A 24,983-nucleotide genomic window follows, 5' to 3' on the forward strand; every position below is an offset into this window, starting at 1 on the left:
AGAGGCGACAGTGATGAGATTCCGAGTCACACTCGAGCTGGCCGGCAAAACCGCCACGGGGTTCCAGGTGCCCGACGAGGTCGTCGCCGACCTCGGAGCGGGCAAGCGGCCCCCCGTCCGCGTCACGATCAACGGTCACAGCTACCGCTCGACCGTGGCGTCCATGGGCGGCAGATACATGGTCGGGATCAGTGCGGAGAACCGCACACACGCGGGGGTCTCCGCAGGCGACGACGTCGTGGTGAACCTCGAACTCGACACCGAACCCCGCGAGGTCACCGTGCCGGCCGATCTCGCCGAGGCCATCGACCGCGACGCCGAGGCCAAGAGGTTCTTCGACACGCTCTCTTATACCAAGAAGCAGTGGTTCGTTCTCTCCGTCGAGGGAGCCAAGAAGCCCGAGACCAGGCAGCGACGTCTCACCGAGACGATCGCCCTGCTCCGGGACGGGCGTACCCGCTGACGGAGCAGGGCGCCATGTCAGTCCTGAGGCCTGACGAAGTCAGGATCATCGATGATCATCCGCCATGTCCCATCGGCCTGGCGGCGCGCGACCTCGGCCGTCTGCCCCGTCGCGTGGAAAGGCCGACCATCGGGCCCGGCGATCTCCATGGTCCACACCCCCGAGGTCAGTGCCAGGTCACCGGCGAGGACCGCGCTGACGGGCTCGGCCGTCATGAGGGGCTCGGCGGCCAGGAAATCCCTCAACACCAGCCGGATCTCCTCGATCCCCTGGGCGATGTGCCCGACCGGATAGTGCAGTGCCGCGTCAGGCTCGTAGAGCTCTTCGAGCCCCTCCAGATCGCGGGCGTTGACCCGCTCGACGAAGAGCGGCTGGAGATCCTGCGGCCGCAGGGCCTTCCGCCGCACCTGCGAGTCGACCGGGGACAGGGATTGAGCGTGCTCAGCCATCATCACGCGCTAATTCCTATACCTTTGCCGCGATTCGCCGCCCGAGATTTCGGCACCCGCTCTTGCCTCGAACCCCGTGCACGGAAACCCTCTGACGTGTCAACAAGCGCTACCGCAGGTCAGCGGGCATGCTCTGGCGTCGAGCTCGGCGCCGGCGAGGCCTCCGTTCGTATCCCGATCCATGGACCAGGGCATCGATGACGTGCTCGAACACCACGCGGTCGGGGATCCGGCGTCGATGGCAGCCCAGGGGGTGATCTGGTGGGAAGACGTTGATGACGGTCTCCACAGCAAGGCTGTCAGCGGTTTAGGGACTGTTACCACCGAAAGTGAGCCAGAGCCGTTAACTGGACACACCCAGCGGGAACCGGGTGGCTCTGTTGGTTGAGGGCGTGGCGGTGCTGCTCCTTCAGGCTCGTGCCGCCACGCCGGGCTGTCAGGTGAGTTCGAACCAGATGACGGTTCCGGTGGGGTCGCGGTGGAAGCCCCAGCGGGTGGCGAGGTCGTTGACGAGGAGGAGTCCCCGGCCGCCGGTGGCGTTGGGTCGGGGGTTTCCGGTGCGGGGGATCTGGGCGGAGCCGGTGTCCTGGACGGTGACGATGACGCCGTACGGGGTGAAGGCCACCGTGACGACGAACTCCCGTGGCCGGTCGCCCGGTGTGGTGTCCACGGTTCCGACGCCTGGGGTTTCGGTGTCGGTAGCTCTGGCGTCGGGGGGTTCGGTGTCTGCCGGTTTGGTGTCGGTCGGCCTGGTGGAGTGTTCGACGGCGTTGGTGGCCAGTTCGCTGGTCAGGAGCATGGCGTCGTCGCGGAGCGGGTGGTCGTCGCCGAGGATCTCGGCGACGAAGTTCCGTGCGGGCCTGACCTGGTCGGGGCTGGCAGGGAAGCGCTGGGAGATGACGGGGGTGTGGTTCGGCGTCGTCGACCAGCCGGGTGTCCGGCCCAGGTACGGCGACCACATCGCGGTAGCCGGTCCGTTGGTGTCGCCGGTTGTGGTCCGGAAGCGGTCAGCGAGCACGCCGACGAAGGCGGACAGCAGTCGCGCGGCCATCCCGGTCACCTCCCTTGCCGGTGATCTCGGTGTCCCGGTCGTTCACGGCGACCCCGGTGTCCCTGCCGAGGTCTTCGGGGTGTGGCACCGCGACGGCCGTCCGGTGGTCGGTGCCGGTCAGGGGGTGCGGTGGTTGGTCGTGCTGTTCGGGGTGGGGGTGGAAGTCCTCGATGTGCTGCATCCGGGCGGCCAGTTCGGCGGGGGTGTCGGCCTCGACGAGGCCGATGTGCTGCCGACACCGCGCGGGGGAGAGTGCCCACCAGTGTCCGGTGGTCCTGCCGTACCAGGGGCACCAGCCGGGGAAGCGGAGCGTCAGCGTGCGCAGTGCCCGAGGGTCTTCGACGGGCTCGTGCCGGAGGCTGTCGGTCTCGATGGAGGAGGTGCTCATGCTGTCACCCCCTTCCGGTACGACTCGCGCCTGCCGGGCCGTACCCCTGGCGGCGACTCCCGCCCATACGGTGGTGCGGCCGGTCGCGAGTTGGGCTCCGCCCCGGCCTGTAACGCGCCCTGAGGGAACGGCTCTCGGCGTATGGCCCGGAAACGGCCCCGGTCACTGGTGATCAACCGCCATCTCGGGATGGCCGACGCGGGCACGGCGGCCCTAGCATCGCTCATGGATCGCAGCTCCTTTGCGATCAAGGAACCCCGCATGGCCTGGTCCGCCTGCGGGGTTCCGCTTTACGTGACGCTGACTGGTGCCCATAGTTGAAGCCGCGGAGAGTGTGCGACAAGGCACACCGTGTCGCACCGATGCCCGTGCGACGCATGCGACGGATCACGAGGACAGACGTGACTGGACAATTAACAGCGAATGCCTCGACGGAGTGGCGGGAGTTCGGCCGCACTTTGCGAGCATGGCGGGAGCGTCGTGAGCTGAGCTTGCGTGATCTCGCCGAGCGGGTCCGGTGGCACTTCTCGCTGATCGGCAAGTGGGAGCAGGGGAAGAACCGCCCGCCCGTCGAGGCGATCACGGCCCTTGACGCCGAACTTGACGCGGGGGGCGAACTCATGGCGCAGGCACTTCGCGCGGCCATGGTTGACGCCGATCAGGCGCGAAAGGGTACCGTCGAGGCAAAAGCCTCAACCCGGGACGAGGGTGAGGATATGGAGCGCAGACGACTCATGCGGGATGCCGCAGCCGTCGCCGTTGGTGGCGCGGTTGCGCCCGTACTGGCCACGTTGACTGACGCTTGGCAGGCGTCCGAACCTCGGATCTCCGGTGCGAGCGTGTCACAGGAGATGATCGACGACTGGGAAGACGCCGCCGACATTCACGCCAAACGGGCGTATGTTGACCCGCCCGCTGTGGTCCTTGCCGCGCTCGCCGCCGACTTCACTAACATGGCTCCTCACCTGAGCCGGACGCAACCCGAGCCAGTACAGAGCGATCTCGCCCATGCAGCCGCACGTCATGCGGCCCTGATCGCCGGAAAGTGGTTCGACCTGGGAAACCGCCGTGAGGCGCACAGGTGGTGGGCGAAGACGCGGACGCTGAGCGAACGATCCGGAGATACTTTGCTGGCCGCGTGGCTGATAGGCCGGGAAGCGGCCTACCGAAGAGCAGATCCAGACGAAGACCTCGCTGACGTGCTTCTTGTGGCTCAGCGCGCTCATCGCCTCGCCGGAGACCACCCCAGCGCGCCACTCGTGATCGCTCTCAGCGCCTAGGCCCAGACCCTTGCGATGCTAGGCCGCTACGCCGAAGCGGTCGCCGTACTACGTCGAGCCGAGGAGGTGTTCTCTCGGCTTCCGTCTCAAAGCGGTGGCCTGGATCCCAAAGCCCCACATGACGTTCGCTGACATGCTCGCCACCGCGCAACACTCCGCCGTACATCTGGAGATGCGCGACGAGTACACCCCCGATGACCCCGCCTACCTCCGCTGGAAAGCAGACGGAACGATCGACGTGGACGCCTACTGGCGGGAGTGGCTGGACCTCGCAGGCGCGACAATCGCCCGAGGGGTGAGTATCCGGCGGGCGCGCATCATCTCGGAACCCGTGACCGACTTCGTCCGGCATGAGTATGACCTCACCGGCCCGCTGAACCTCGCGGCCGGTGAGTCGGTGCGGTGGCTGCCCCGTCGGCAAGCATCCGATCTGACTTTGCCCGGCAATGACTTCTGGGTGTTCGATGATCACCTCGTCCGATTCGGCTTCTTCTCAGGCATCGGGGATTACCTGGGCGAGGAACTGACCGACACCCCCGCCGTAATCAAGCTGTGCCTGTCGGCGTTCGATGCCGTCTGGGAACGAGCGATCGACCACGCGGACTACCGGCCCGCCTGACAACGATTCCCGCACGTGTCCACCTCGCCGCATTCCAGCACCCAACAGGCCCAAAAGGCACTAGCCGCACGCTTACGGGACATCCGCCTGGACGCAGGCCTGACCGCCCGTGCCATCGCGCGATCGGCTGGGTGGCACGAATCGAAATCTTCGCGAATCGAACATGTCCGAATGAAACCGTCAGATGCTGATATCCGCGCATGGTGCGCAGCGTGCGACGCCGAAGACCAGGTGCCCGATCTCATCGCAGCATCACGCGTGGTCGATTCGATGTACGTCGAATGGCGTAGACTCCAAAAGTCGGGCCTACGCCAACTCCAAGAGTCGAAGGTCCCTCTCTACGAAGCCACCCGACATTTCCGCGTGTACTGCTCCCACGTTATCCCCGGATTCCTGCAAACCCCCGCATACGCCCGTGCGCTCCTCACGGCCTTCGGGTCGTTCCACGGCGTCCCCGACGACACAGAAGAGGCCGTAGCCGCGCGAGTCGCGCGCTCACGCATCCTGCACGAGGGCGACCACCGTTTCGCCCTCCTCCTGGAAGAATCGGTGCTGCGCTACCGCCTCGGCGACGCCGAAGCGATGGCCGGGCAGCTCGGTCACCTCCTGGCCATCGTGTCGCTCCCATCGGTGGCCCTAGGAGTGATCCCCTTCACCGTTGAACGTCCCCTTTGGACTCTCGAAGGTTTCAACATCTTCGATGATGACCTTGTGCAAGTGGAATTGTTAACGGCGACTGTTTCCGTCACCCAGCCTCGCGAGGTGGCTTTATACGTGAAGGGCTTCACTGAACTAGCTGATATCGCCGTTTATGGGGCACAGGCGCGCAGCCTTATCACAGCGGCCATCGCCGCCTTGAACTAATCTCCGCAAGTTTCCGCACACTCATTGAGCCATAGAAACGCGCACTTCTACCGTCTGATGCATGGCCACTGGACAGACAGCAACAGGGTCCCGCGCCGAGGGGCATGAGAACGACGAGGTCACCGACGCAACGGCGGAAAAGTACGACCAGGCGTTGGCAGCCGTGCAGCGGCTGCTGAAGGTCCAGGGAGTCCGCTCGTACGCCGTTCACACCATCGGCCTGAAGCTGACGGACGACGCCGGTCGGCTGATCCCGCTGGAGAAGCCCAAGCGGCACGTGCCCGAGTTGGTCGTTCACAACAACGCCGGATGGGTGGACGCCACGGTGACGATCGGGCCGCGCTCCGGCTGCTACCTGGTGTCCCTGCGAGGTGGCCCCGACCTGGAGACGGTGCGAGAACCTCGACAGGTCGCGGACCTGATCCTCACCGCTCAACCAGGCGACAGATCATGACGGCCGCCGCGGTCACACGGCTTCGCAAGCCCTACATCACGCCGTACGCCGAGGAAACCCTGGATCTGCCGCTGACCTTCGAGCGGGCGGACGGAGTGCACCAGTTGACCTACGCGGGAGCCGGTCCCTCCCTCTCTAAGACTCCCGGGCAGGGACTCCCCTGTCAGGGCCGCACCAGCAACAACGACAGAAAGCAGGACAGCATGACCACAGTTGCCCCCTGGGGACTCAACCGGACGACCGAGCCGCTTCCGGAGTGCCCGCCGCTGTACGACACCATCCAGCTCGACCCAGTGACCCAGCTCACCAGCTTCCGCAACCGTGCCGGCGTCATCGTGGACATGGGCAACAAGGTCACCGTGACCACGTCGAAGGGCGGCGGGAGCGACGGCTCTGGCGGTAGCGCCAACGTGGCCGACGACTCCAACACCGACAGCTAGCGGATGCGGCCATCACCAGAGACCGTGCTGGTCATCACATCGGTAGAGGACGCCACTGCCAACCTGGTGATCGAGGTGCTGAACGAGCGCCAGGCGCGGGTCGTCCGAGCCGATCCTGCCGATATCGGCGCCGGGCTGATGTTCAGCGCCGCCATTGATGACCGCGGGGAATGGGCTGGCCGGCTGCGTACGGCAAGTCGCGACATCGCGCTCGCGGAGGTTGGGGCGGTGTACTACCGCCGCCCCAACCCGTACTCGGTCCGATTCGCCCACCTGCCCGCCCAGCAGAGCACCTTCGCCACCGCCGAAGCCCAGCATGGGCTCGGCGGCATCCTGCGCACCCTGCACGGCGCGACATACGTCAGCCATCCTGCGGCGATCAACCGCGCCGACTACAAGGTCGCGCAGCTCCGAACGGCTGCCCGGCTCGGGCTGAGCATCCCGCTGAGTCTGATCACCAACGACCTCGAACAGGCGCGGAAGTTCGCCGCAGAGCACGGCCCGATCATCTACAAATCGTTCCGAGGCGTCCCACCCTCTCCGGAGGGTCGCGTTGCGATATGGACGCAGCGAGTCACCTCCGAAGACCTGGATGACTCGGTGTCTGTGACCGCCCACCTATTCCAGCAGGAGGTGCGCAAGGTCGCCGACGCGCGGGTGACAGTGATTGGGCGGCGCGTGTTCGCCAGTAGGATCACCACTCCTGACGGTGCGCTCGACTGGCGCAGCGGAGACTGGGAGCAGTTGACCCATGACCCCATCGAGGTGCCCGAGCCGATCAGGAACGCTCTACACGCCTACCTCGACTACTTCGGGCTGATGTTCGGCGCGTTCGACTTCGCGCTCGAAGCCGGCGGGAAATGGATCTTCATCGAGTGCAACCCCAACGGGCAGTGGGGATGGCTGCCTGACTCCGACGCGATGGCACACGCCCTCGCCGATCTGCTCTTGGAGAGATGGTGGTCGTGAACGACACAGCCATGATGCTCCGCCGCGCGCTGGCGGACACCATAGGTTCTCCCGACTGGCGCAAAGCGCTGGAAGCGGTACCGCGCGAGCTGTTCGTAGGTGATGCCGCCTACCTGGCCGATGCGACCCGTGGTGATCTGTGGACCCCCGTACGTCGCGCTGAGGTCGGCGTGGACGACTGGCTGGCCCTGGTCTACACCGATGAGACGTGGGTGACCCAGGTGGACGGGGTTCTGGCCGAAGAGGCGACAGGGGCGGTGACCGGCTCGCCCAGCTCGTCGTCCACAACCCCGAGCCTGGTCGTGCGGATGTTGGAAGCCGCCCAGATCAGCGAGGGTGACAGGGTGCTGGAGATCGGCACCGGAACCGGCTACTCCACTGCGTTGATGTGCCAGCGCCTCGGTGACAGCGTGGTGACCTCGATCGAGTACGACCCCGCCGTGGCCGAGCGTGCGAGGAAAGCCATCACCGAGGTCGAATACGCGCCGACGCTCGTGACCGGGGATGGCCTCCACGGCTACGACGACAACGCCCCCTACGACCGGCTGATCGGCACCTGCTCGGTACGGACGATCCCCCCGGCATGGATGGGGCAGGTCCGCACCAGAGGGACCATCACCACGCCAACGTGGGGCTGGATGGGCGGAATCGCGTTCGCGCACCTCACCCTCGACGAGGACGGTACGGCGAGCGGACGGTTCCTGAAGGATGACTTGTACTTCATGCGTGCCCGCTCCCACCTGCCGCCGCCGCGGCCACCCATCATGACGGGCATCGGCCAGGCCCGAGAGACCAGGATCGACCCGGCGATCCTCAATGGCGAAGCCCCGCTGTTCGTCGCCCAGCTCGCTGCGCCGGCCGCCCAGCGATCATCGAGCGGAGACACGACAATCCTTTTAGACGTCGGCACCGGATCACGGGCCGACACCAGGCCGAACCCCGACGGCGGATGGACGGTTCACCAGCACGGCCCGCTGCGGCTGTGGGACGCGATTGAGGACGCCATCCTGATCTGGCAGGACGCCGGATCTCCGCACCAGTCGGCGTTCGGACTCACCGTCACCAGGGACCGCCAATACGTCTGGCTGGGCGAACCGGATGGCCGGTCCTGGGACCTGCCCGCTTAGGAAACACGAAGAAGCGCTCCGCGCCACCCTGCGCCGCCACCTGATCCCCGATTCCGTACGCGACCCCGCCATCACGCACATCTTCACCTGACCGTCAGGACCAGGTCTGGCCGGCCGGGGTGTCGACGACCTTCACTCCCAGGGCGGCCAGCTCGTCGCGGAGGCGGTCGGAGGTGGCCCAGTCCTGGGCGTCACGGGCCCGTGAGCGCTGTTCGAGCAGCTCCGCGGCGCCGCCGGGCAGGCTCCTCGGCCTGACCGACCGGCCGATGTCCAGGGAGAGGTCCAGGGCGAGGATCTGGTCGAGGTGCAGGAACGCCTCGAAGCGGGAGCCGGGGGCGACCGAGCCGTCGCGCTCCAGCTCGCGCAGCAGCCGGAGCGCCAGCGGGGTGTCGAGGTCGTCGTCGAAGGCCGCCTCGATCCGGGAGACCCGATCGGCGGGCATCGGGCTGCTCGGCGACTCCGACCACTCGGCCACCTGGCTCCGCCAGCGCCGCAGGGTCCTGTCGGCGGCCCGCAGGGTGTCCCAGGTGAGGTTCATCTGCTGGCGGTGGCGGTGCTCAAGCAGCGCCAGCCGCACGGCCAGCGGGTCCAGGCCCGCGTCCGCCACGTCCTTGAGCAGCACCACGTTGCCGGTGGACTTCGACATCTTGCGCCCGTCGAAGAGCAGGTGCTCGCCGTGGACCCAGTGCCGCACCACCTCGTGTCCGGCGGTGGCGTCGGACTGGGCGCGCTCGTCCTCGTGGTGCGGGAAACGCAGGTCGATCCCGCCGGTGTGCACGTCGATGCGCTCGCCGAGGAAGCGCAGCGACATGGCCGAGCACTCGATGTGCCAGCCGGGGAAGCCCCGGCCCCACGGTGTCTCCCAGGTCAGCTCCCGGTCCGAGGGCTTCCACAGCGCCCAGTCGGCGTGGAAGCGCTTGCGCGGATCGACGCCCTCGACCCGGTGGCCCGGCCTCAGCCGGTCGAGCCGGTTGCCGGAGAGCTCACCGTACGTCGGGAAGGAGGCCGCGTCGAAGAAGACCGACCCGTCGGGCACCGCGTACGCGTGCCCCTTCTCGATCAGTTTGGCGATCATCTCGATCATCAGGTCGATCGTCTCGCTGGCCCGGGGCGAGTGCTCGGGCGGCCGGATGTTCAGCGCGGCCGTGTCGGCGAGGAAGGCGTCCTCGTAGAACCGCGAGATCTCCAGGGCGCTGCGCCCCTCGGCCCTCGCCTGGGCGAGCACCTTGTCCTCGCCGGAGGGGTCGATCTCGGCGTCGTCGACCAGGTGACCGACGTCCGTGATGTTGCGGCAGACCACCACCCGGACCCGCTGCCGCTCGCTGACCCGCCTGATCAGGTCGGACAGCAGGTATGACCGGAGATTGCCCACGTGGGCCGACCTGTAGACGGTCGGTCCGCAGGTGTACATCCGCAGCGAGCGGCTCCCCTCGGGAACGATCCGCTCGACCTGGCGATTCCGCGTGTCATACAGGCGCAACATAGGCCGAGCCTACGCAATCAACCCCGACGCCACACCGGACGGGCTCCACACACACGCGATGGGAGCCGACTCGGCCGAGCCCGCGCGAGCGGAGCGAGCGCAATCAGACACTGCCTTCCAGGAAGGCGAGGATCTCGCGGTCTCCCCGGTCGCGCAGGCGGGCGATCACCTCCTCGCGGGTGCAGCCGTCCGAGAGGCCGATGCGGGCGCCGATCAGCCGGATGCCCTCGGCCTCCGAGGCCACCGGCGCCGTGTAGCCGATCAGGTGCAGCGCCCGGTTCAGGGCGGGCAGCGCCGGTGAGGCGGCGGGCAGGTAGCGGGTCAGCAACTCGCCGCCGTCGGAGACGGTCAGGAAGACGTGGTCACCCTCGGAGGCGTTGGTGGCGATCAGGACGGGGCGGATGGAGCCCATGGTCGGCTGGTTGTGCCAGCTGATCACCACGTCGCCCGAGGGGGTGGAGGCGGTCAGCTGGCCGCCGGGGGCCATGCCCAGGTGCGCGGCGAAGCCGGTCGGCAGCGGGGAGCCGGAGCCGCGCAGGTGCTCGGCGTTGACGTCCACCCGGTGCCACCAGCGCCCGTCGCGGCTGCGGAAGCAACGCCGGGTCTCCGAGACGTCGCGGCGCGGCTGGTAGTCGGCCTGCTCGGCTCCGGCCACCCGGATCCACCCGCGCTGCGTGCGCTCGAAGCCGGGGCCGCCGGCGTACGCGCGGACCGAACTCTCGCTCACGTCGTAGCGCCCGGTGAGGTTGGTGACGATCGTGTTGACGGACGCCTCGCCGTTGGCGCGTTCGATCTCCCTGACGATCATTTCCCGGATGCCCAGATACTGCTCGCCGCCCCAGCGCGACAGCCCGTACTTGTTCCGGTCGACCCGCAGGAACCGGTCGTCGGCGGTGAGCTGGTTGCGGATGCCGACGAGGCTGTAGTCCTCGCCGATGCGTTCCTGGATCTCCTCGGGCGTCAGCGGGTTGCCCGCCACCGCGAGCACGGCCTCGGCCTTGTCGTTGACGCTGCGCGGCCAGGGCACCACGTGGTTCTCCAGCACCCGCAGCTGGGGCACCGCGATGAGCCAGCGCTCGGCCACGTCCTCGCGGATGCCGAGCTGGCTGACCAGCGTGACGGCCTCGTCCAGCGGGCGCGGCCCGTCCGTGAACAGCTGCCTGGTCTTCTCCCTGAGCTCGTCCGCACCGCCCGCGACCAGCCAGCCGTCCACCTGCTCGTAGCCGCTCAGCAGCGTCCTCACGAACCGCCAGGAGGGGATGCCCAGCGTGGCCAGGTCGGTGCGGTGCCAGGGCACCGCCGCGGCCAGGTCGTCGGCGGGCACGGCGGAGCCCAGCCGGCCCCGCAGCCAGGACACGTGGCCGGTCAGCGGGGCCGCGTCATCCGTGGCGAGCCAGGCCTCGACATGGTCGCGCAGGTCACGCTCGATCTGCCGGATGCGCTCCCTGGTGACGGAGAAGCGCTGGGCCAGGTCGTCGAGGGTGGCCCGCTGGGAGGCGTAGAGCCGGTCCCTGGCGATGGCCCGCTGCCGCTCGTCCAGCGTGGCGAAGACCTCGTCGATCAGCTCGGGCAGCGGCCGGTCGGGCCTTGCGGGGCGGGTCTGGGCGACGCTCTCCTCGGTGACCGGTTCGAGCAGCCGCTCCAGCACCCCGGTGAACAGCTTGTGCACCGTCTCGCGGCCGAGCCCTTCGGGCGTGCGTACGCTCGAGGCGGGGTCGGCGAACCTGAGCAGCGGGAGGACGTCACCGAGCATCAGGTGACCCCAGCACGCCAGGGCGAGGTCGGTCAGGCGTCCGGCGACCTCGGACGTCCCGATGGTGGAGCAGGCCCTGTCGAGCGGAAGCGCCTGCCACCACGCCTCTGGGAGGCGTGGATCGGTTGCGATCGGCGCTACCTGGCCGGGAGAGGTCCAGCGCAAAGGTGGCGCGATGTCGCTCAGGCTGAGGTTCATTGAGGTCCAACCGGCAAAGGGGATTACATCCGCAATTCAGACTATGTGGTCAGTTGGGAAGGAAGGGACTTGCCCGTCCGGAATGGGATACGTAAAGAAGTTCTCGTGCCCGGGTGCAGGCGACATAGAGCAGGCCGCGCTCCCGCTGAAGATCGTGGGCCCTGGCCGCCGGATCCTCGCCGACGGGGGTCAGCGAGTCGGGGTCGGGCACGATTCCCTCGCCCACGCCGATCACCGCGACCCGCCGGAACTCGAGTCCTTTCATGCCGTGCAGCGTCGTCACTCGTACCCCCAGCTCGCGCAGAGCGGTCCGCGCGTCACGCACGAGGCCGGCGGTCCTGGCGGCCACCGCTATCTCCTCGGGCATCACGCCCTCATCCACCCACTCTCCCACCTGTGCCACCAGCCCCGTCAGCTCATCCTGCGGTGAATCGTAGGCTCGGACCATCGGCCTGAGCCCGTGCCGGGTGCTCCGGAAGCCGTAGAGCTCCTGCACACCGTTGACGAGCCCGTCGGCGGGACCGCCCCCGCGTAACCGGACTCCCCAGGACAGGATCTCCTGTGGGAGCCGGTACGACACCTGCAGACGCTGCTGGATCGCGTCGATCCCGACGGCGCTGAGCGTCACCCTCGTGTCGAAGATGCGCTGGTGCGGGTCGCCCACGATGAACAGGTCGTCGCGGGCGTGCGGCACCGCCGCCCGCAGCAGCCGCCACTGCGCGGGGTGCAGGTCCTGCGCCTCGTCCACCACGATGTGCCGGTACGGCTCCCGCATGGGCTCCGTCTCCTCCAGCAGGTCTCCCGTGGTCTGGCCGAGCAGCACCGACGCCTCGGAGGCCAGCTGCAGCAGGGTCCGCTTGCCGCGCTCTCGCAGCCGTCCGGTGACGTGCCCGATCGCGTCCCAGACGGCGCCGCGCTCCTCGGCCGACAACTCGACGCCGCGGCCCGAGCGGGGGGTGTCCAGGTACTCCTCCAGGGTCCGGAGGTTCTGCGCCAGCACCACCTGCTCCCACTCGCGCAGCAGGAACGCCGGGCTGTGGCCGGTCGCCGTCTCCTCCCAGAGCGCCGTCAGCTCGGCGGCGCCGACCAGCGAGGGCGGACGGCCCTCGGCCTCCGCGACGATGCGGTGGGCCAGCCGGTCCACGTTGCCGACCTCGATCCGCTTGCGGATCGTCTCGTCCTCGATCAGCAGGTCGAGCCTGGTCGCGAGTTCGGAGCTCAGCCCCTGGGAGAAGGTGACGAGCAGGATCTGGCCGCTCGCGCGCCTGGCCAGGTGGGCCGCCCTGTGCAGAGCGACGAGCGTCTTTCCGGTGCCCGCGCCACCGGTGATCAGCGTCGGCTGCTGGTAGGACTCCCAGTACGCCAGCCGGTGCTGCGGCGGCCGCAGGAACACGCACCAGCCGGGCGCGTCGAGCACGCGGTTCAGCTCGCGCGGGTGGTCTGTGAAGACGGCCCGGTCCGGGCTGCGCAGGAGCGCGGCGCCGAAGTCCTCGGGGTTGATCGGCTCGGGTCCCGCGGCGACGGCGCGGCAGTTCTCCAGTTCCCGCCAGGCCCCGGCCATCGACTCGCCCCTGGCGAGCGCCGCCAGCGGCTCGTACTGCGTGGGGGGCAGCAGCGGTTCGAGCGCCTCCAGGGTGAGCTGGTCGGTGATCTGCCTGACCAGCGGCAGGAACCGGCCGTCCACCCCCAGTTCGGCCAGGTCGCTGTCGCAGATCTCGGAGAACAGCCGCGTCGTGGACGCCTCGGCCGCCCTGCGCACCGCGGGCCGTACCTGGTCCAGCGCCTCGGCGTCCCACATCTCGACCACGCCCAGCGCGGTGTTGACGCCGAACCGGTAGCGCTGGGCGTACGCCCACGCCTCCGCGTCCGGCAGCACGGTCAGCAGCCAGTAGACGTCCCGCTGCTTGACCACGACGCCCCGGTACCGGTCGGCCAGCCTCAGGGTGGCGACCCGGGGGTCTCTGGCCCCCCTGACCCGCTCGGGGTGCGGAGCACCCGCCACGTTCTGCAGGAACCTGCGCGCCGAGACCACGACGTCCCGGCGCACCGGCTGGGCCAGGGCGCCGAGTTCGACGGGGAAGTCCGGGGAGATGGCGAGGCGGGGCATGAGCTAGGCCAACAGTGACAGGAGATCGCGGTCCCCGCGTTCTCGTAGCCGGGTGAGAAGGTCGGGTATGCCCACGGGGCCCGTCATGCCGACCCGGGTGGCGATGACCCGCCCGGCCTGTTCCGGGGTGCCGCCCGAGGCGGTGTAGCCGACGAGTCTCAGCGCCTGGGCCGTCGCCTCCCCCTCGCCCCCGGCGGACGGTAGGTGCCTGGCCCGCAGGACTCCCTCGTCGGAGAGGGTGAGGAACAGGTGGCTGCCCTCCTTGGCCCCCACGTCCTCCAGGAGCGTGCTGAGCGACTCGAGCACGGGCCTGTCGTGCCAGCTGAGGACCAGATCGCCGACCGCGCTGCTGACCGTGCGGCCCTCACCGGGTGACATCCCGAGGTAGGCGGCGAACCCGCTGGGCAGCGAGCACTCGGCGCCTCGCAGGTGGTCGGAGGTGACGTCGATCCGGAGCCACCAGCGGCCGTCGGGCTGGCGGAAGCAGCGCCTGGTCAGCGAGACGTCCTTCAGCGGGCGGAAGGGGGCCTTCGCCGGTTCCCCGTTCTCCCGCGGCGCGCCGGGCGGCTTCTCCGCGATCAGGGCCGGGGTGCCGTTCGGGCGCTGGGGAGGCCGTTCGCCCGCGCCGAGGATGCGGAGCTGCGGAACGTTCTCCAGCCACTCCTTGGACACCTCGGGGTGGATGCCCAGCGAGGAGACCATGTCGAGGGCCTTGTTGATGGTCAGCGGCGGCTGGGCGTCGCTGAGCATGTCGCGGGTGCGATGGCGGAGCTCGGCGATGTCGCCCTCCACCAGCCACTCGTCGACCAGGTGGTAACCGGGGAGCGTGGCCAGCACGAACTGCCAGGCCGGGATGTCGAGAGAGTGCAGCTCCAGGGTGTGCCAGTCGGCGGCGTTGATCAGCCGCTCCTTGGGCGCCGCCCTGCCGAGCACCCTTCTCATCTCCTCCAGGTGCTCCCGGTACGGGGCGGCCTCGTCGGAGGCGATCCACTCCCCGAGCTCCCGGCGCAGGTCGACCTCGATGCCGAAGATGACCTCCGGTCGCACCGCGAAGAGCTTGGCCAGCGCCTCCGCGCTCGCCGGGGTGTCGCTGAACAGCCTGTTCTGCGCCACCGCCCAGCGCTTGTCCTCCGCGTTGGCGAAGACACCGTCCACCAGCGCGTGCAGGTTCTCCACAGGCTGCCCGGCCCGACGGCTCCGCGCGGCCTCCTCCGGCTCGGGAGCGCCCGCCGCCTCCGGGGCGGCGGGTACGGAGTCGTCGATGGGGTCGTCGATGGGGTCATCGATGGGGTCGTCGCCGGTTTCGGCGACCGTCTCAACCGGAGCGGCGGCAGCCGCCTCGGCCTCGGGCACGCTCTCGGCGGGGGACTCCCGGGCTTCTTCGAACGCGGCGCCGGGCGCGGCGGCCTGAGCCTCCGCGTCGGTCACGGGCGGATCGTTCCTCGCCGGGGCCGGCTGGAAGAGCGATCCAGGGACGGCGGCGGGCTCAGCCTCAGCCTCAGCCGCACGACGTGCCTCGGGCACCGGCAGGGCTTCCGGCACGGCGTCCCCGGCGCTCTCCACGCTCTCGGCCGTGCTCTCGGCAGTGGGCCCTGAGGTGGGCCCTGAGGTGGGCCCTGAGGTGGGCCCTGAAGCGGGTTCGGCAGCGGGTTCTGCGGGGGACTCCGCCACGACACCCGGCCCGGTCTCCGGCGCGGTCTCCGGCCCGGTCTCCGGCGCGGTCTCCGGCCCGGGGACGGCTCCAGACTCATTCGGTATGGCATCGGACCCGCCCGGGACCGACTCGCTCCGCGCGGCGGGCGCCTGGACCGAGGCCACCGGAGCCGAAGCCGCCGGGGCCGCCTGGACCGAGGCCGCCGGGAGCGGGGTCGCCAGGTGTGCGAAGACCGCCGTGAAGAGGGCGTGCAGTAGCGGGACCGGCTGGATGAACGGCTGGTCGCGCAGGTCGTGGCCGGTCAGCGCGAGGAGACCCGGCCAGGATCCCGCGCGGTCGAGGGCTATGGCCGTACAGGGCTCGTCGGCCTCGTCCGGGTCCAGGACGTGCAGTGCGGGCAGCACGTCGCCCACGGTAGCGGCAGGCCAGTGGTTCAGGGCGAGCGCGGTGAGGATCTCCGCCAGCCGCTCAGGAGGCAGCACGGCGAGCACGCGGGCCATCGGCAGGCTCCGCCACCAGGCGTCCGGCAGGTCAGGCTGGTCGCGCAGAAGTGGGATCGTGGCCGCGTCGCTCCAGCGTAGCGGCGGCACGAGGTCACTCAGACAGAAGTTCATCCGTTCCCTTCACCAGCCCCTTAAGCCGCCCGAGACACTCCATGTGGCCGGGGAACGAGACTCATGGAACAGACCATAGTCTGGCAAATCGCCACGGCGCATTGGGTCGGTTCAGCGGCGTACAGCCGCGAACCGCAGTCGCACGTAGTCGGCCATCCAGCCGGTCTCCCGCCGCAGGGCGGGGGCGGCCAGCTCGTTCACCCGGTGGAGCAGCGAGTCGACCATCTCCATCGGCACTTCCTGGAGCAGCGAACCGGCGAACATCCGCACCCAGTCGGCCGCCCCGTTGGGGCACTCGTCGAGCGGGGTCGGCCGATCGAAGTATTCCAGCAGGCGGACCGTGAAGCCGCCCTTCTCCAGCCTTGTGGCGTACTCGGCGGGGGTGGGGAAGTACCACGGCAGGCCGGGCTCACGGAGCCCGTACTCCCGCCAGGCGGTGGACAGCGCCGCCGTCAGCGCGGCGCAGTTGCCCGCGCCGCCCATCTCGGCCACGAACCGTCCGCCGGGTGCGAGGGCCTCGCGGACACTGGTGATCACCGCGTCCGGCTCCTGGCCCATCCAGTGCAGGGCCGCGTTGGAGAAGACCGCGTCGTAGGGCTGGGCCACCGTGAAGTCGCGGCCGTCGCCGACTATGAAGTCCAGCCCCGGGTACTGCGCCAGGGCTTTTTCGATCATCGCCTGCGATCCGTCGATCCCCAGGACGTGCGCGCCCCGGGAGGTGATCTCGGCGGTCAGCGTCCCCGTGCCGCAGCCGAGATCCACGATGCGCTCGCCCGGCTGCGGGTCGAGTAGTTCGACCAGGGGGGCGCCATGTGCTGAAACGTACCCGAAGCTGCTGTCGTAGGCGCGAGCGTTCCACCTCGTCAAGCTAGGCGCGTCGTATCGCAAGACGATCAGCTCACATTCTGAGACGCCAGGGTCTCTTATCGGTACTCTCCAGACACTTTAGAGCCTCTGGGAAGTCACGACATATCAGTCTCATCAGCCCCACCCTCATCTCACCTTTCTGGCCCACTCGCGCTGGAGGTAGGCCCTGGCCCTGTCGATCTCCGAGACGGTGAGGATCACGGGCCTCCCGCTGGTGGCGGGGAGCTTGGCCGCGAGTTCGTCGTCCAGGGTGCCGCGCATCTGGAGGGCCTCCATCCTGATCGGGCGGGCATAGCCCTTCAGGAAGAGGTTCTGGCCCCTGTCGGAGAACAGGAACTCCTGCCAGAGCCGGGCGGCGGCAGGGTGCGGGGCCTGCTTGTTGATGGCCTGGACGTAGTACGAGCCGAGCACGGCGTCGCCGGGAATCGCGACCTTCCAGTCCTTGCCGGCGGCCGCCCGCTCGGCGTTGTGGTAGTCCCAGTCGACGACGACCGAGGCCGCCTTGGGGGTCGCCGCGAGGTTGCCCGCGCCCTTGAGGCGGTGGAAGAACTCAACGCCCCGCTCCGCCCTCGCCTCGCCGCCCCTGAGCGAGACGGCCATCACCCCGTTGAAGGCCGCAGAGACCTCCCGGGGGTCGCCGGGCAGCGAGACGCTGTGACCGGGCTTCAGCAGGTCGGAGAAGGAGGCGGGGGCCGCGACCTTGCTCGGGTCGTAGCCGATGGACATGTACCCGCCGTACCCGGCGTACCAGGTGCCCCGGTGATCCTTGAGATGGTCGGGGATGTCCTGCCAGCCCTGGACCCGGTACGGGGCGAAGAGGTCGGACTTGGACACGGCGACGTCCATGCTCAGGTCGAACACGTCGGGTTTGAGTGCGGGGATGGCCGCGATCTCCCTGGCGCTGTTCGCGTCGGGCTCCAGCTGGTCGACCTTGATTCCGTACTCCTCGGCGAAGGTGTCGATGATCTCGCCGTAGTTCACCCAGTCGCGCGGTAGCGCGATCACCGTGAGGGTCCCCTCCTTCTTGGCCGCCTCGACGAGGCGTTCCATCGTCGAGAAGCCCTCCTTCATGGAGGCGGCCCGGGTGTTGACCGGCGGGAGTTGAATGTTCTGAGGAGCCGGGGCGCCACATCCGGCGATCGTGGCCGTGAGGATCACGGCGGCTGCGGCGCTGGTACGTACGGTCACGGAGAAAATACTCTCCGCTGTCATTCGTCCGGTCGAGCAGGCGCGGCCCTTCCTACCGGACGGCTTATACGTGTCTTGGCGAGCGGCTTACCCGAACGTGCCGGCGGGCGCCTCAGGCGCGCGGGGGTCGCGGCTCCTGGACTACCTTCGCCGCGGCGAGCGTCTCCTCGCCGATCTCGACCAGCGTGCCGTCCCGTTTGCGTACGCCGAGCACGCCGTCCCGCCAGAACTCCAACTCGCCCACCGCGTCCCGGAACCCCTCGGGAACCCGTCTCCGCGTGGTGACTCTTTTGCCCACGTCAGAGGGGGTTATGGTGATATTTAGGCAAGCACCGAAACCAAGGGCCATCGACTTTTGCCCCCTCCCGTTTCAGACACGTGGCAGGCCCGGCAATACTAGGGCTAAGCAACCCGCGGTCGAAGTCGTGCCTAGGTGCGTAAAGAAGAAGGAGCCCGAGGTGACCTACGTCATCGCGCAGCCTTGCGTGGACGTCCTGGACAAGGCATGCATCGAGGAGTGCCCTGTCGATTGCATCTACGAGGGGGGACGGATGCTCTACATCCACCCCGACGAATGCGTCGACTGTGGCGCGTGCGAACCCGTCTGTCCGGTGGAGGCCATCTTCTACGAGGACGACCTTCCCGAGCAGTGGAAGGAATTCTACAAGGCGAACGTGGACTTCTTCGAGGACCTGGGATCGCCCGGCGGCGCCTCCAAGGTCGGCAAGATCGAGAAGGACCACCCGGTCGTCGAGGCTCTGCCTCCGCAGGCCGAGAGCCACTAGGTCCTGTCGGGCGGATCTTGCCGCGGCGAGGATCGGTCGGCTGCCGCCTCGCGGAGCGAAGGAGGTCGCCGCGGCGTGCCGCGGCGACCGGCGACAACGCGGCGGGGTGCCGCCTGACCGGCCGCGGTGGGCGAAAGATCCAAAGGACGGTGCCCGGGATTCGATGCCGGAGGGGTGAGAAATCGCTCCTCCGGTGCGTGTCACCGGCAGATCCGACAGAGCGAAAGGCGACGGCTGAATCAAGTGAGCGCCACTCCTAACATGCCCGCGAGGCTCCGATGATCGGCCTGCCGGACTTTCCGTGGGACCGGCTCACGCCGCTGAAGGAACTGGCGGCGTCGCACCCCGACGGGATCGTCGACCTTTCGGTGGGCACCCCCGTCGATCCGGTGCCCGCCATCGTGCGCCAGGCGCTCGCGGACGCCTCGGACAGCCCCGGATACCCGCTGACCCATGGTTCCGAGCGCCTCCGCTCGGCCGCGGCCGGATGGCTGCGGCGCAGGCACGGAGTGATCCTCGACCAGGCGAACGTGCTGCCGCTGATCGGTTCCAAGGAGTTGGTGGCCTGGCTGCCGACACTGCTCGGTGTCGGGGCGGGGCAACGAGTGATCTTCCCCGAGCTGGCCTATCCCACCTACGACGTGGGGGCCCGCCTCGCGGGCGCCGAGCCGTACGCCGCCGACGGGCTGCTCGCGCTCGGGCCGGAGCGGGTGCCGCTGGTCTGGGTCAACTCCCCGTCCAACCCGACGGGTAAGGTCCTGCCCGCCGAGCACCTGCGCAAGGTCGTCTCGTGGGCGCGCGAGCACGGCGCGGTCGTGGCCTCCGACGAGTGCTACATCGAGCTGGGCTGGGAGGAGCAGCCGGTCTCGATCCTGCACCCGGACGTCTGCGGCGGCTCGCACGAGGGCCTGCTGGCGGTGCACTCGCTGTCCAAGCGCTCCAACCTGGCCGGCTACCGCGCCGGGTTCGTCGCCGGCGACCCCGCGCTGATCAAGCGGCTGCTGGAGATACGCAAGCACGCCGGCATGATGATGCCCGCGCCGGTCCAGGCGGCGATGGCCGTCGCGCTGGACGACGACGAGCACGCCGAGGAGCAGCGGGCCCGCTACGCCGCCCGCCGCGCGGCGCTCCGTCCCGCCCTGGAGGCGGCCGGTTGGAAGATCGAGCACTCCACGGCGGGTCTGTACCTGTGGGCGTCCAACGGGACGGGTTGCTGGGAGCAGGCCCGCGCGCTGGCCGACAGGGGGATCCTGGTCGCCCCCGGCGACTTCTACGGGACCGCGGGTGAGGGGCACGTCAGGGTCGCCGTGACGGCCGGTGACGAACGCATCAGTGCGGCGGTGCGCCGGCTCCAGTAGGATCGCGCGGCATGACCCCCGAGGTCGCCGTGATACTCGGTTTGAGTGTGGTCACCCTTGTCCTGTTGCTCGGCGCGTTCTTCGCGACGACGCGTCAGGGCAGGGGGGCCGACGATCCCGACCCTCCCGGCGAGACCCCCCCCTCCTCGGTTGGGGCCGCGCAGCCGCCCCAACCGGCCATGGGCCATGTCGGCATCGACTATCCCGACCCCCGTACGATCAAGGTCGGTGACACGATCGAATGCCGGGGGGTGCGCAGTCGTGTTCTCGGCGCCCTGTACCTGTCGTGGCAGGGCACCCAGTGGACCGAGTACCTTCTCGACGACGGCACCCGCCGCTACCAGTGGCTCTCGATCCAGATGCACGACGGCCTGGCGACCGGCGAACCGCCGCACCTGGAGGTGCTGCTGTGGACGCAGGTGCCCACCGAGGGCATGGTCCCCGCCAAGACCACCCTGAGCGTTGAGGGGGTCGACTTCCTCCCCATCGACCGTGGCACCGCGGCCTTCCGCGGCGAGGGCGTCACCTCGATGCCCGAGCGGGGCCTGCTCGACTTCGCCGACTACCGGGCGGCGGACGGCCGCCTGCTCAGCTTCGAACGCCTGCAGGGCCAGCGCTGGAGAGCCTCACACGCCCAGCCCCTGGCCCCGGGCACGATCAGGATCGAGAAGAAGGGCTGAGCCCCGCGGTGCAGGGGGCTCCCCCTGGGTAAGGGGCGCCGGGGCCTGCGATCGGGGACCGGTGGCCCGCGGGGACGGGTTTGACCTCGACCTGGCCGCCCGCGAACTGATCACCGTCTTCGAGCTCGCCACCTAGCGCCGGCCCTGACCCGGCACCCGCCACCGCCGCGAACCCCGAAAGTGATCCGGAGACGTCAGCGGATCACTGGGAGATCTCGACCTTCCCCGCGGGCACCTTGGGGTCGGCCTTCCAGCCGTCGTGGCCGTTCGCGGAGACCCACGACTGGCCGTCGTAGCGGATTCTGGTCAGCCCGAACTCCTTGGCGTGGGCGATCGACCAGCCGGCCACCAGCCAGCCGCGCCTGCGCGACGGGGCCTCGAACGCGGCCCCGAGCGCCCTGGTGAGCTCGCTCTTCGCCGCCCCCGTGTCGGGGCGCGGGCTCTTGCCCGAGGGAACGGGGAACCAGCAGTGCACGGCCTTGGGGACGCGTCCGGTGAACGCCGCGGCGAGGATCTTCCCGTCCTCCTCGTGCTGGGCGTACGCCGACCCGTCGGCCGAGCGCTGCACCGCCTGGGCCGCCTCGTGCAGCGGCAGCTTCCGGTATCCCTTCACCTTCACCAGCGCGGCGAAGAACTTCTCCGAGGCGTAGACGGGATCGATGAGCTGGCTGGGTTTTCCCCACCCCTGGGAGGGCCGCTGCTGGAACACACCGACCGAGTCGCGGTCGCCGCCCCTCAGGTTCTCCAGCTTCGACTCCTGGATGGCGGTGGCGTAGGCGATCACGGCGGCCCGCTCGGGCAGCTTTTTACGGGCCGCCACGGCCGCGATGGCCGCCGCCACCTGGGCCTGCGCGATGTCCAGGTCCAGCGAGCCCTCCGGAGTCGTGATCCTGCACCCCTCGCCGAGGTCGACGAACGGTTTCGCCCGCTTGAGCAGGGTGAACAGACCCGCGGTGATGGCCACCACGAGCACGACCACGATCGCGATGATCGCGATAACCCCTTTTGAGAAGCGCCCTCGCACGGTCAAGAACCTACCGGTCCCCGCGATTGCTCAGCCTGTGATAACGCGGTGAACACTAGGCTCCGGGCCATGACCCAGCGCGATGCCAGCCCGCTGCCCGCGGCCGTCGACGAGCTGTGGCGACGCCGGGCCGAGCTGAGCCCCGCCGACGCCGAGGCCCGCGCCGTCGTGGTGAGCGCGGTGGACATGCTCGACGGCGGGAAGGCCCGGGTGGCGGAGGTTTCCCCCACCGGCGAGGTGGTCGTGGACGAGCGCGCCCGGCGGGCCGTCATGCTCGCCTTCCGGGTGCTCGGCATGGCCAGGTCCCAGGTGGGTGATTTCCATCACCATGATCGCCTTCCGCTGAAGACCTCCGTCGACGGGGTACGCGTCGTGCCGGGGGCGATCGCCCGCTGGGGCGCCTACCTGGCGCGAGGCGTGGTGCTGATGCCCTCGTTCGTCGACATCGGCGCCCACCTGGACGAGGGCAGCACCGTGGACACCTGGGTCTCGATCGGTTCGTGCGCCCAGATCGGCAAGAACGTCCACCTGGCCGGCGGGGTCGGCGTCGGAGCGGCGGGCGGTCAGGACGGTGAGGAGGGCTCCGACGCCGCGGGGGAACCGCCGAGGGCCGCACCCGCGGTCGTCGAGGACGGCGCGCTGATCGGCCGCCGTGCGGTGATCGCCGAGGGGGCCCGGGTGGGCCGGGGCGCCGTGGTCGGCGCCGGGACGATCCTGTCGGGCTCGACCCCTGTCGTCGACGTGCGGACGGGAGAGGAACTCGGCCGTGGCCGCGTCCCGGACTGGTGTGTGGTGGCAGGGGGAACCCGGCGGCGCGAGTTTCCCGGCGGTACCTTCGGGCTGCGCTGCGTGCTGGTGCTTGAGCGCCTGGAGGAGGGCCGCAGGCCCGGCGGGGCCGAACTCGACCGGATGCTGCACGGACACGGGTAGGCGGTCCGCCCGGCAGGGGTCGCCCGGCCCCCGTGCCGAACTCGACCGGATGCCACGCGGACACGGCCGGCGGGGGCGGGCTCGTCCGGATCCCGCGCGGGCACTAGGGTCGCGGGCATGAGTACGCGTCTGGATCTCACACAGGATGTCGGGGAGCTCACCGCCCGGATCGTGGACGTCGAGTCGGTCAGCGGCGACGAGAAGGCACTGGCCGACGCCGTGGAGGAGGCCCTCCGGCTGCTCCCGCACCTGACGGTCGAGCGCGACGGCGAGTCGATCGTGGCCCGTACCCATCTGGGCCGCGGTGAGCGGGTGGTGATCGCCGGACACCTGGACACCGTCCCCGTCGCAGGCAACCTGCCCAGCCGGGTCGAGGGCGACCTGCTCTACGGCTGCGGCACCTCGGACATGAAGGCCGGCGTCGCGGTCGCCCTGAAGCTGGCGGCGACCCTCCCGGAGCCCAGCAGGGACGTGACCTACGTCTTCTACGACTGCGAGGAGATCGAGGCCGAGCGCAACGGCCTGCTCAGGCTCAGCCGCAGGCACCCCGACTGGCTCGCGGGGGACTTCGCGGTGCTCATGGAACCCACCGACGGCACGATCGAGGGCGGCTGCCAGGGCACGCTCAGGGCCCAAATCGTCACCCGGGGCAAGCGGGCGCACAGCGCCAGGTCCTGGTTCGGGGTCAACGCGATCCACGCCGCCCAGCCGGTGCTCGCGATCCTGAACGCCTACCAGGCGAGGCTGCCCGTCGTCGACGGGCTGGAGTACCACGAGGGCCTGAACGCGGTGGGCATCGGCGGTGGCGTCGCGGGCAACGTGATCCCGGACGAGTGCGTGGTGACGGTGAACTACCGCTTCGCCCCCGACCTGTCGCTGGAGGAGGCGCGGGCCCACGTGAGCGAGGTGTTCGAGGGGTACGAGGTCCGCTTCACCGACGGCGCGGCCGCCGCGCGGCCCGGCCTGACCCATCCGGTGGCGGCGGCCTTCGTCGACGCGGTGGGCGGCACGCCGAGGGCCAAGCTCGGCTGGACCGACGTCTCGCTCTTCGCCGGTCTCGGCGTGCCCGCCGTCAACTACGGCCCCGGAGACCCGAATATGGCGCACCAGCAGGGGGAGTTCGTCTCACTGAAGAAGATCGCCGACTGCGAGCGTGGAATGCTCGGCTGGCTGTCGTGAAAGGCCGGAGTCATCCGGCCAGGTGTGCCGCTCAGGGCGGATCCGCTCCGCCCTGACGTGGGCGGTTACCCCGCGAGGGGCCGGGGCGGTGCCGGGCACAAATGAAAGTGGCTTTCCTCGCCGGCCATTTGGCGGGGAAAGCCACTTTCAGTCCCGAGCAGCACCCTCGGCAGTTAGACGCGCCCTCGTCAAAATTCGGTTCCATGTTTTCATAGAGATTTTTCAAGATTTTTCTGGGACGGCACTACGGTGTCCCGCATGAAGAAAACACGTCCTGAACGCCGCCAGGGAGCCGCGGTGGTCCGCGGTGACCTTGTCTCCGACTCCACCTACGACCAGCGGCTTCTTGACCGGAGAGGGCCGGCCGACTGGCTGCACATGGACCCCTGGCGGGTGATGCGGATCCAGGCCGAGTTCGTGGAGGGCTTCGGCCAGCTCGCCGAACTGCCCCAGGCGGTGACCGTGTTCGGATCCGCGCGTACCCCCGCGGGCACCCCCGAGTACGAGATGGGGATCAAGCTGGGCAAGAGCCTCTCCGAGGCGGGCTACGCCGTGATCACCGGTGGTGGCCCCGGCTGCATGGAGGCCGCCAACAAGGGGGCGGCGGAGTCCGGCGGTGTCTCGGTCGGCCTGGGCATCGAGCTGCCCTTCGAGCAGAGCATGAACGAGTACGTCGACCTCGGCATCGAGTTCCGCTACTTCTTCGTGCGCAAGACCATGTTCGTGAAGTACTCCTGCGGCTTCATCACGCTGCCCGGCGGGTTCGGCACCCTGGACGAGCTGTTCGAGGCGCTCACCCTGGTCCAGACGGGGAAGGTCACCTCCTTCCCCGTGGTGCTGATGGGCACCGAGTTCTGGGGCGACCTGATCGGCTGGATCAGGAACACCCTCGTGCGGACCGGCAAGATCTCCGCCCGGGACGCGGATCTCATCCATGTCACCGACGACGTGGAGGAGGCGGTCCGGATCATCGTGGAGGCCGACCGCACCAGGGGCGGGCGGGTCAGGGGGCGAGCGGAGAAGCCCATGACCCTGGCCGGCGATGCCGAATAAGGTCGG

25 protein-coding genes and 1 pseudogene are annotated in these 24,983 nt (G+C 69.3%); 14 read left to right on the plus strand and 12 right to left on the minus strand.

The annotated features are described in order from the left end of the window. Nucleotides 1-13: 13 nt before the first annotated feature. On the plus strand, nucleotides 14-463 hold the full coding sequence (locus ABT061_RS24175; protein ID WP_350921729.1) for a YdeI/OmpD-associated family protein: 450 nt from the start codon (nucleotides 14-16) through the stop codon (nucleotides 461-463). 17 nt (nucleotides 464-480) lie between these two features. On the opposite strand, the gene ABT061_RS24180 is transcribed toward ABT061_RS24175, so the two are convergent. The 4 genes and pseudogenes from ABT061_RS24180 to ABT061_RS24195 all read right to left on the minus strand — a co-directional run bounded on the left by ABT061_RS24180 (nucleotide 481) and on the right by ABT061_RS24195 (nucleotide 2,351). Then, entirely contained in the window at nucleotides 481-915 is a 435-nt protein-coding gene (locus tag ABT061_RS24180; protein ID WP_350922027.1) for a YybH family protein, read from the minus strand. A gap of 160 nt (nucleotides 916-1,075) precedes the next feature. Next, a pseudogene (locus ABT061_RS24185) lies at nucleotides 1,076-1,180 on the minus strand (IS5/IS1182 family transposase); the annotation flags it as partial. A gap of 168 nt (nucleotides 1,181-1,348) precedes the next feature. After that, nucleotides 1,349-1,963 carry an ATP-binding protein gene (locus ABT061_RS24190; protein ID WP_350921732.1) on the minus strand — a complete coding sequence of 205 codons (615 nt, stop codon included), beginning with the start codon at nucleotides 1,961-1,963 and terminating at the stop codon, nucleotides 1,349-1,351. Next, a complete protein-coding gene (locus ABT061_RS24195) occupies nucleotides 1,920-2,351 on the minus strand; it encodes a hypothetical protein (protein ID WP_350921734.1) in 432 nt (143 codons plus the stop codon). The genes ABT061_RS24190 and ABT061_RS24195 overlap by 44 nt, the downstream gene beginning before the upstream one ends. A gap of 377 nt (nucleotides 2,352-2,728) precedes the next feature. Here ABT061_RS24195 and ABT061_RS24200 point away from each other — a divergent pair, with 377 nt between their 5' ends. From ABT061_RS24200 to tgmC, 7 genes are all read left to right on the plus strand, one after another. Continuing rightward, on the plus strand, nucleotides 2,729-3,631 hold the full coding sequence (locus ABT061_RS24200; protein ID WP_350921736.1) for a helix-turn-helix domain-containing protein: 903 nt from the start codon (nucleotides 2,729-2,731) through the stop codon (nucleotides 3,629-3,631). A 118-nt stretch (nucleotides 3,632-3,749) separates the two neighbouring features. After that, a complete protein-coding gene (locus tag ABT061_RS24205) occupies nucleotides 3,750-4,250 on the plus strand; it encodes a DUF6879 family protein (RefSeq protein ID WP_350921738.1) in 501 nt (166 codons plus the stop codon). 15 nt (nucleotides 4,251-4,265) lie between these two features. Further along, nucleotides 4,266-5,114 carry a helix-turn-helix domain-containing protein gene (locus ABT061_RS24210; protein ID WP_350921740.1) on the plus strand — a complete coding sequence of 283 codons (849 nt, stop codon included), beginning with the start codon at nucleotides 4,266-4,268 and terminating at the stop codon, nucleotides 5,112-5,114. 61 nt (nucleotides 5,115-5,175) lie between these two features. Further along, nucleotides 5,176-5,568, plus strand: a complete 393-nt coding sequence (locus ABT061_RS24215) for a hypothetical protein (RefSeq protein ID WP_350921742.1) — start codon at nucleotides 5,176-5,178, stop codon at nucleotides 5,566-5,568. Then, nucleotides 5,565-6,008 carry a putative ATP-grasp-modified RiPP gene (gene tgmA / locus ABT061_RS24220; RefSeq protein ID WP_350921744.1) on the plus strand — a complete coding sequence of 148 codons (444 nt, stop codon included), beginning with the start codon at nucleotides 5,565-5,567 and terminating at the stop codon, nucleotides 6,006-6,008. The genes ABT061_RS24215 and tgmA overlap by 4 nt, the downstream gene beginning before the upstream one ends. Nucleotides 6,009-6,011: 3 nt before the next feature. Further along, nucleotides 6,012-6,977, plus strand: coding sequence for an ATP-grasp ribosomal peptide maturase (tgmB, locus tag ABT061_RS24225; RefSeq protein WP_350921746.1), 966 nt, complete (start codon nucleotides 6,012-6,014; stop codon nucleotides 6,975-6,977). Then, entirely contained in the window at nucleotides 6,974-8,104 is a 1,131-nt protein-coding gene (tgmC, locus tag ABT061_RS24230) for an ATP-grasp peptide maturase system methyltransferase (RefSeq protein WP_350921748.1), read from the plus strand. Before tgmB ends, tgmC begins: the two co-directional genes overlap by 4 nt. 94 nt (nucleotides 8,105-8,198) lie before the next feature. Here the strand turns inward: tgmC and cysS are convergent, their stop codons facing one another. The 7 genes from cysS to ABT061_RS24265 all read right to left on the minus strand — a co-directional run bounded on the left by cysS (nucleotide 8,199) and on the right by ABT061_RS24265 (nucleotide 18,266). Continuing rightward, nucleotides 8,199-9,587, minus strand: a complete 1,389-nt coding sequence (gene cysS, locus ABT061_RS24235; RefSeq protein WP_350921750.1) for a cysteine--tRNA ligase — start codon at nucleotides 9,585-9,587, stop codon at nucleotides 8,199-8,201. A gap of 103 nt (nucleotides 9,588-9,690) precedes the next feature. Next, nucleotides 9,691-11,538, minus strand: coding sequence for a sigma factor-like helix-turn-helix DNA-binding protein (locus ABT061_RS24240; protein WP_350921752.1), 1,848 nt, complete (start codon nucleotides 11,536-11,538; stop codon nucleotides 9,691-9,693). Between the two features lie 49 nt (nucleotides 11,539-11,587). Next, nucleotides 11,588-13,645 carry a UvrD-helicase domain-containing protein gene (locus tag ABT061_RS24245; RefSeq protein ID WP_350921755.1) on the minus strand — a complete coding sequence of 686 codons (2,058 nt, stop codon included), beginning with the start codon at nucleotides 13,643-13,645 and terminating at the stop codon, nucleotides 11,588-11,590. 3 nt (nucleotides 13,646-13,648) lie between these two features. Continuing rightward, the gene (locus tag ABT061_RS24250; RefSeq protein ID WP_350921757.1) at nucleotides 13,649-15,913 is read right to left on the minus strand and encodes a PT domain-containing protein; all 2,265 of its coding nucleotides are present in this window, start codon (nucleotides 15,911-15,913) and stop codon (nucleotides 13,649-13,651) included. 111 nt (nucleotides 15,914-16,024) lie between these two features. Continuing rightward, nucleotides 16,025-16,780, minus strand: coding sequence for a class I SAM-dependent methyltransferase (locus ABT061_RS24255; protein ID WP_350921759.1), 756 nt, complete (start codon nucleotides 16,778-16,780; stop codon nucleotides 16,025-16,027). Between the two features lie 126 nt (nucleotides 16,781-16,906). Further along, on the minus strand, nucleotides 16,907-17,968 hold the full coding sequence (locus ABT061_RS24260) for an ABC transporter substrate-binding protein (protein ID WP_350921761.1): 1,062 nt from the start codon (nucleotides 17,966-17,968) through the stop codon (nucleotides 16,907-16,909). 112 nt (nucleotides 17,969-18,080) lie between these two features. Next, nucleotides 18,081-18,266, minus strand: a complete 186-nt coding sequence (locus tag ABT061_RS24265; protein WP_342666812.1) for a putative acetyltransferase — start codon at nucleotides 18,264-18,266, stop codon at nucleotides 18,081-18,083. A gap of 160 nt (nucleotides 18,267-18,426) precedes the next feature. Here ABT061_RS24265 and fdxA point away from each other — a divergent pair, with 160 nt between their 5' ends. The 3 genes from fdxA to ABT061_RS24280 all read left to right on the plus strand — a co-directional run bounded on the left by fdxA (nucleotide 18,427) and on the right by ABT061_RS24280 (nucleotide 20,791). Next, a complete protein-coding gene (gene fdxA / locus ABT061_RS24270; RefSeq protein ID WP_030910647.1) occupies nucleotides 18,427-18,753 on the plus strand; it encodes a ferredoxin in 327 nt (108 codons plus the stop codon). A gap of 278 nt (nucleotides 18,754-19,031) precedes the next feature. Further along, nucleotides 19,032-20,111, plus strand: a complete 1,080-nt coding sequence (gene dapC / locus ABT061_RS24275; RefSeq protein WP_350921763.1) for a succinyldiaminopimelate transaminase — start codon at nucleotides 19,032-19,034, stop codon at nucleotides 20,109-20,111. 11 nt (nucleotides 20,112-20,122) lie between these two features. Then, the gene (locus ABT061_RS24280; RefSeq protein WP_350921766.1) at nucleotides 20,123-20,791 is read left to right on the plus strand and encodes a DUF4178 domain-containing protein; all 669 of its coding nucleotides are present in this window, start codon (nucleotides 20,123-20,125) and stop codon (nucleotides 20,789-20,791) included. A gap of 202 nt (nucleotides 20,792-20,993) precedes the next feature. Here ABT061_RS24280 and ABT061_RS24285 read toward each other — a convergent pair whose 3' ends face one another. Continuing rightward, nucleotides 20,994-21,815, minus strand: a complete 822-nt coding sequence (locus tag ABT061_RS24285; RefSeq protein WP_350921768.1) for a hypothetical protein — start codon at nucleotides 21,813-21,815, stop codon at nucleotides 20,994-20,996. Between the two features lie 69 nt (nucleotides 21,816-21,884). On the opposite strand from ABT061_RS24285, the gene ABT061_RS24290 reads away from it, so the two are divergent. The 3 genes from ABT061_RS24290 to ABT061_RS24300 all read left to right on the plus strand — a co-directional run bounded on the left by ABT061_RS24290 (nucleotide 21,885) and on the right by ABT061_RS24300 (nucleotide 24,977). Continuing rightward, nucleotides 21,885-22,745 (plus strand): 2,3,4,5-tetrahydropyridine-2,6-dicarboxylate N-succinyltransferase, encoded by an 861-nt coding sequence (locus ABT061_RS24290; protein ID WP_350921770.1) that lies wholly within the window; start codon nucleotides 21,885-21,887, stop codon nucleotides 22,743-22,745. A 117-nt stretch (nucleotides 22,746-22,862) separates the two neighbouring features. Beyond that, nucleotides 22,863-23,924, plus strand: coding sequence for a succinyl-diaminopimelate desuccinylase (dapE, locus tag ABT061_RS24295; protein ID WP_350921772.1), 1,062 nt, complete (start codon nucleotides 22,863-22,865; stop codon nucleotides 23,922-23,924). A gap of 258 nt (nucleotides 23,925-24,182) precedes the next feature. After that, nucleotides 24,183-24,977 carry an LOG family protein gene (locus ABT061_RS24300; protein WP_350921774.1) on the plus strand — a complete coding sequence of 265 codons (795 nt, stop codon included), beginning with the start codon at nucleotides 24,183-24,185 and terminating at the stop codon, nucleotides 24,975-24,977. Nucleotides 24,978-24,983 lie beyond the last annotated feature (6 nt).

Origin of the sequence: Streptosporangium sp. NPDC002544 (assembly GCF_040295965.1) — a bacterium.
Classification (GTDB): domain Bacteria; phylum Actinomycetota; class Actinomycetes; order Streptosporangiales; family Streptosporangiaceae; genus Streptosporangium.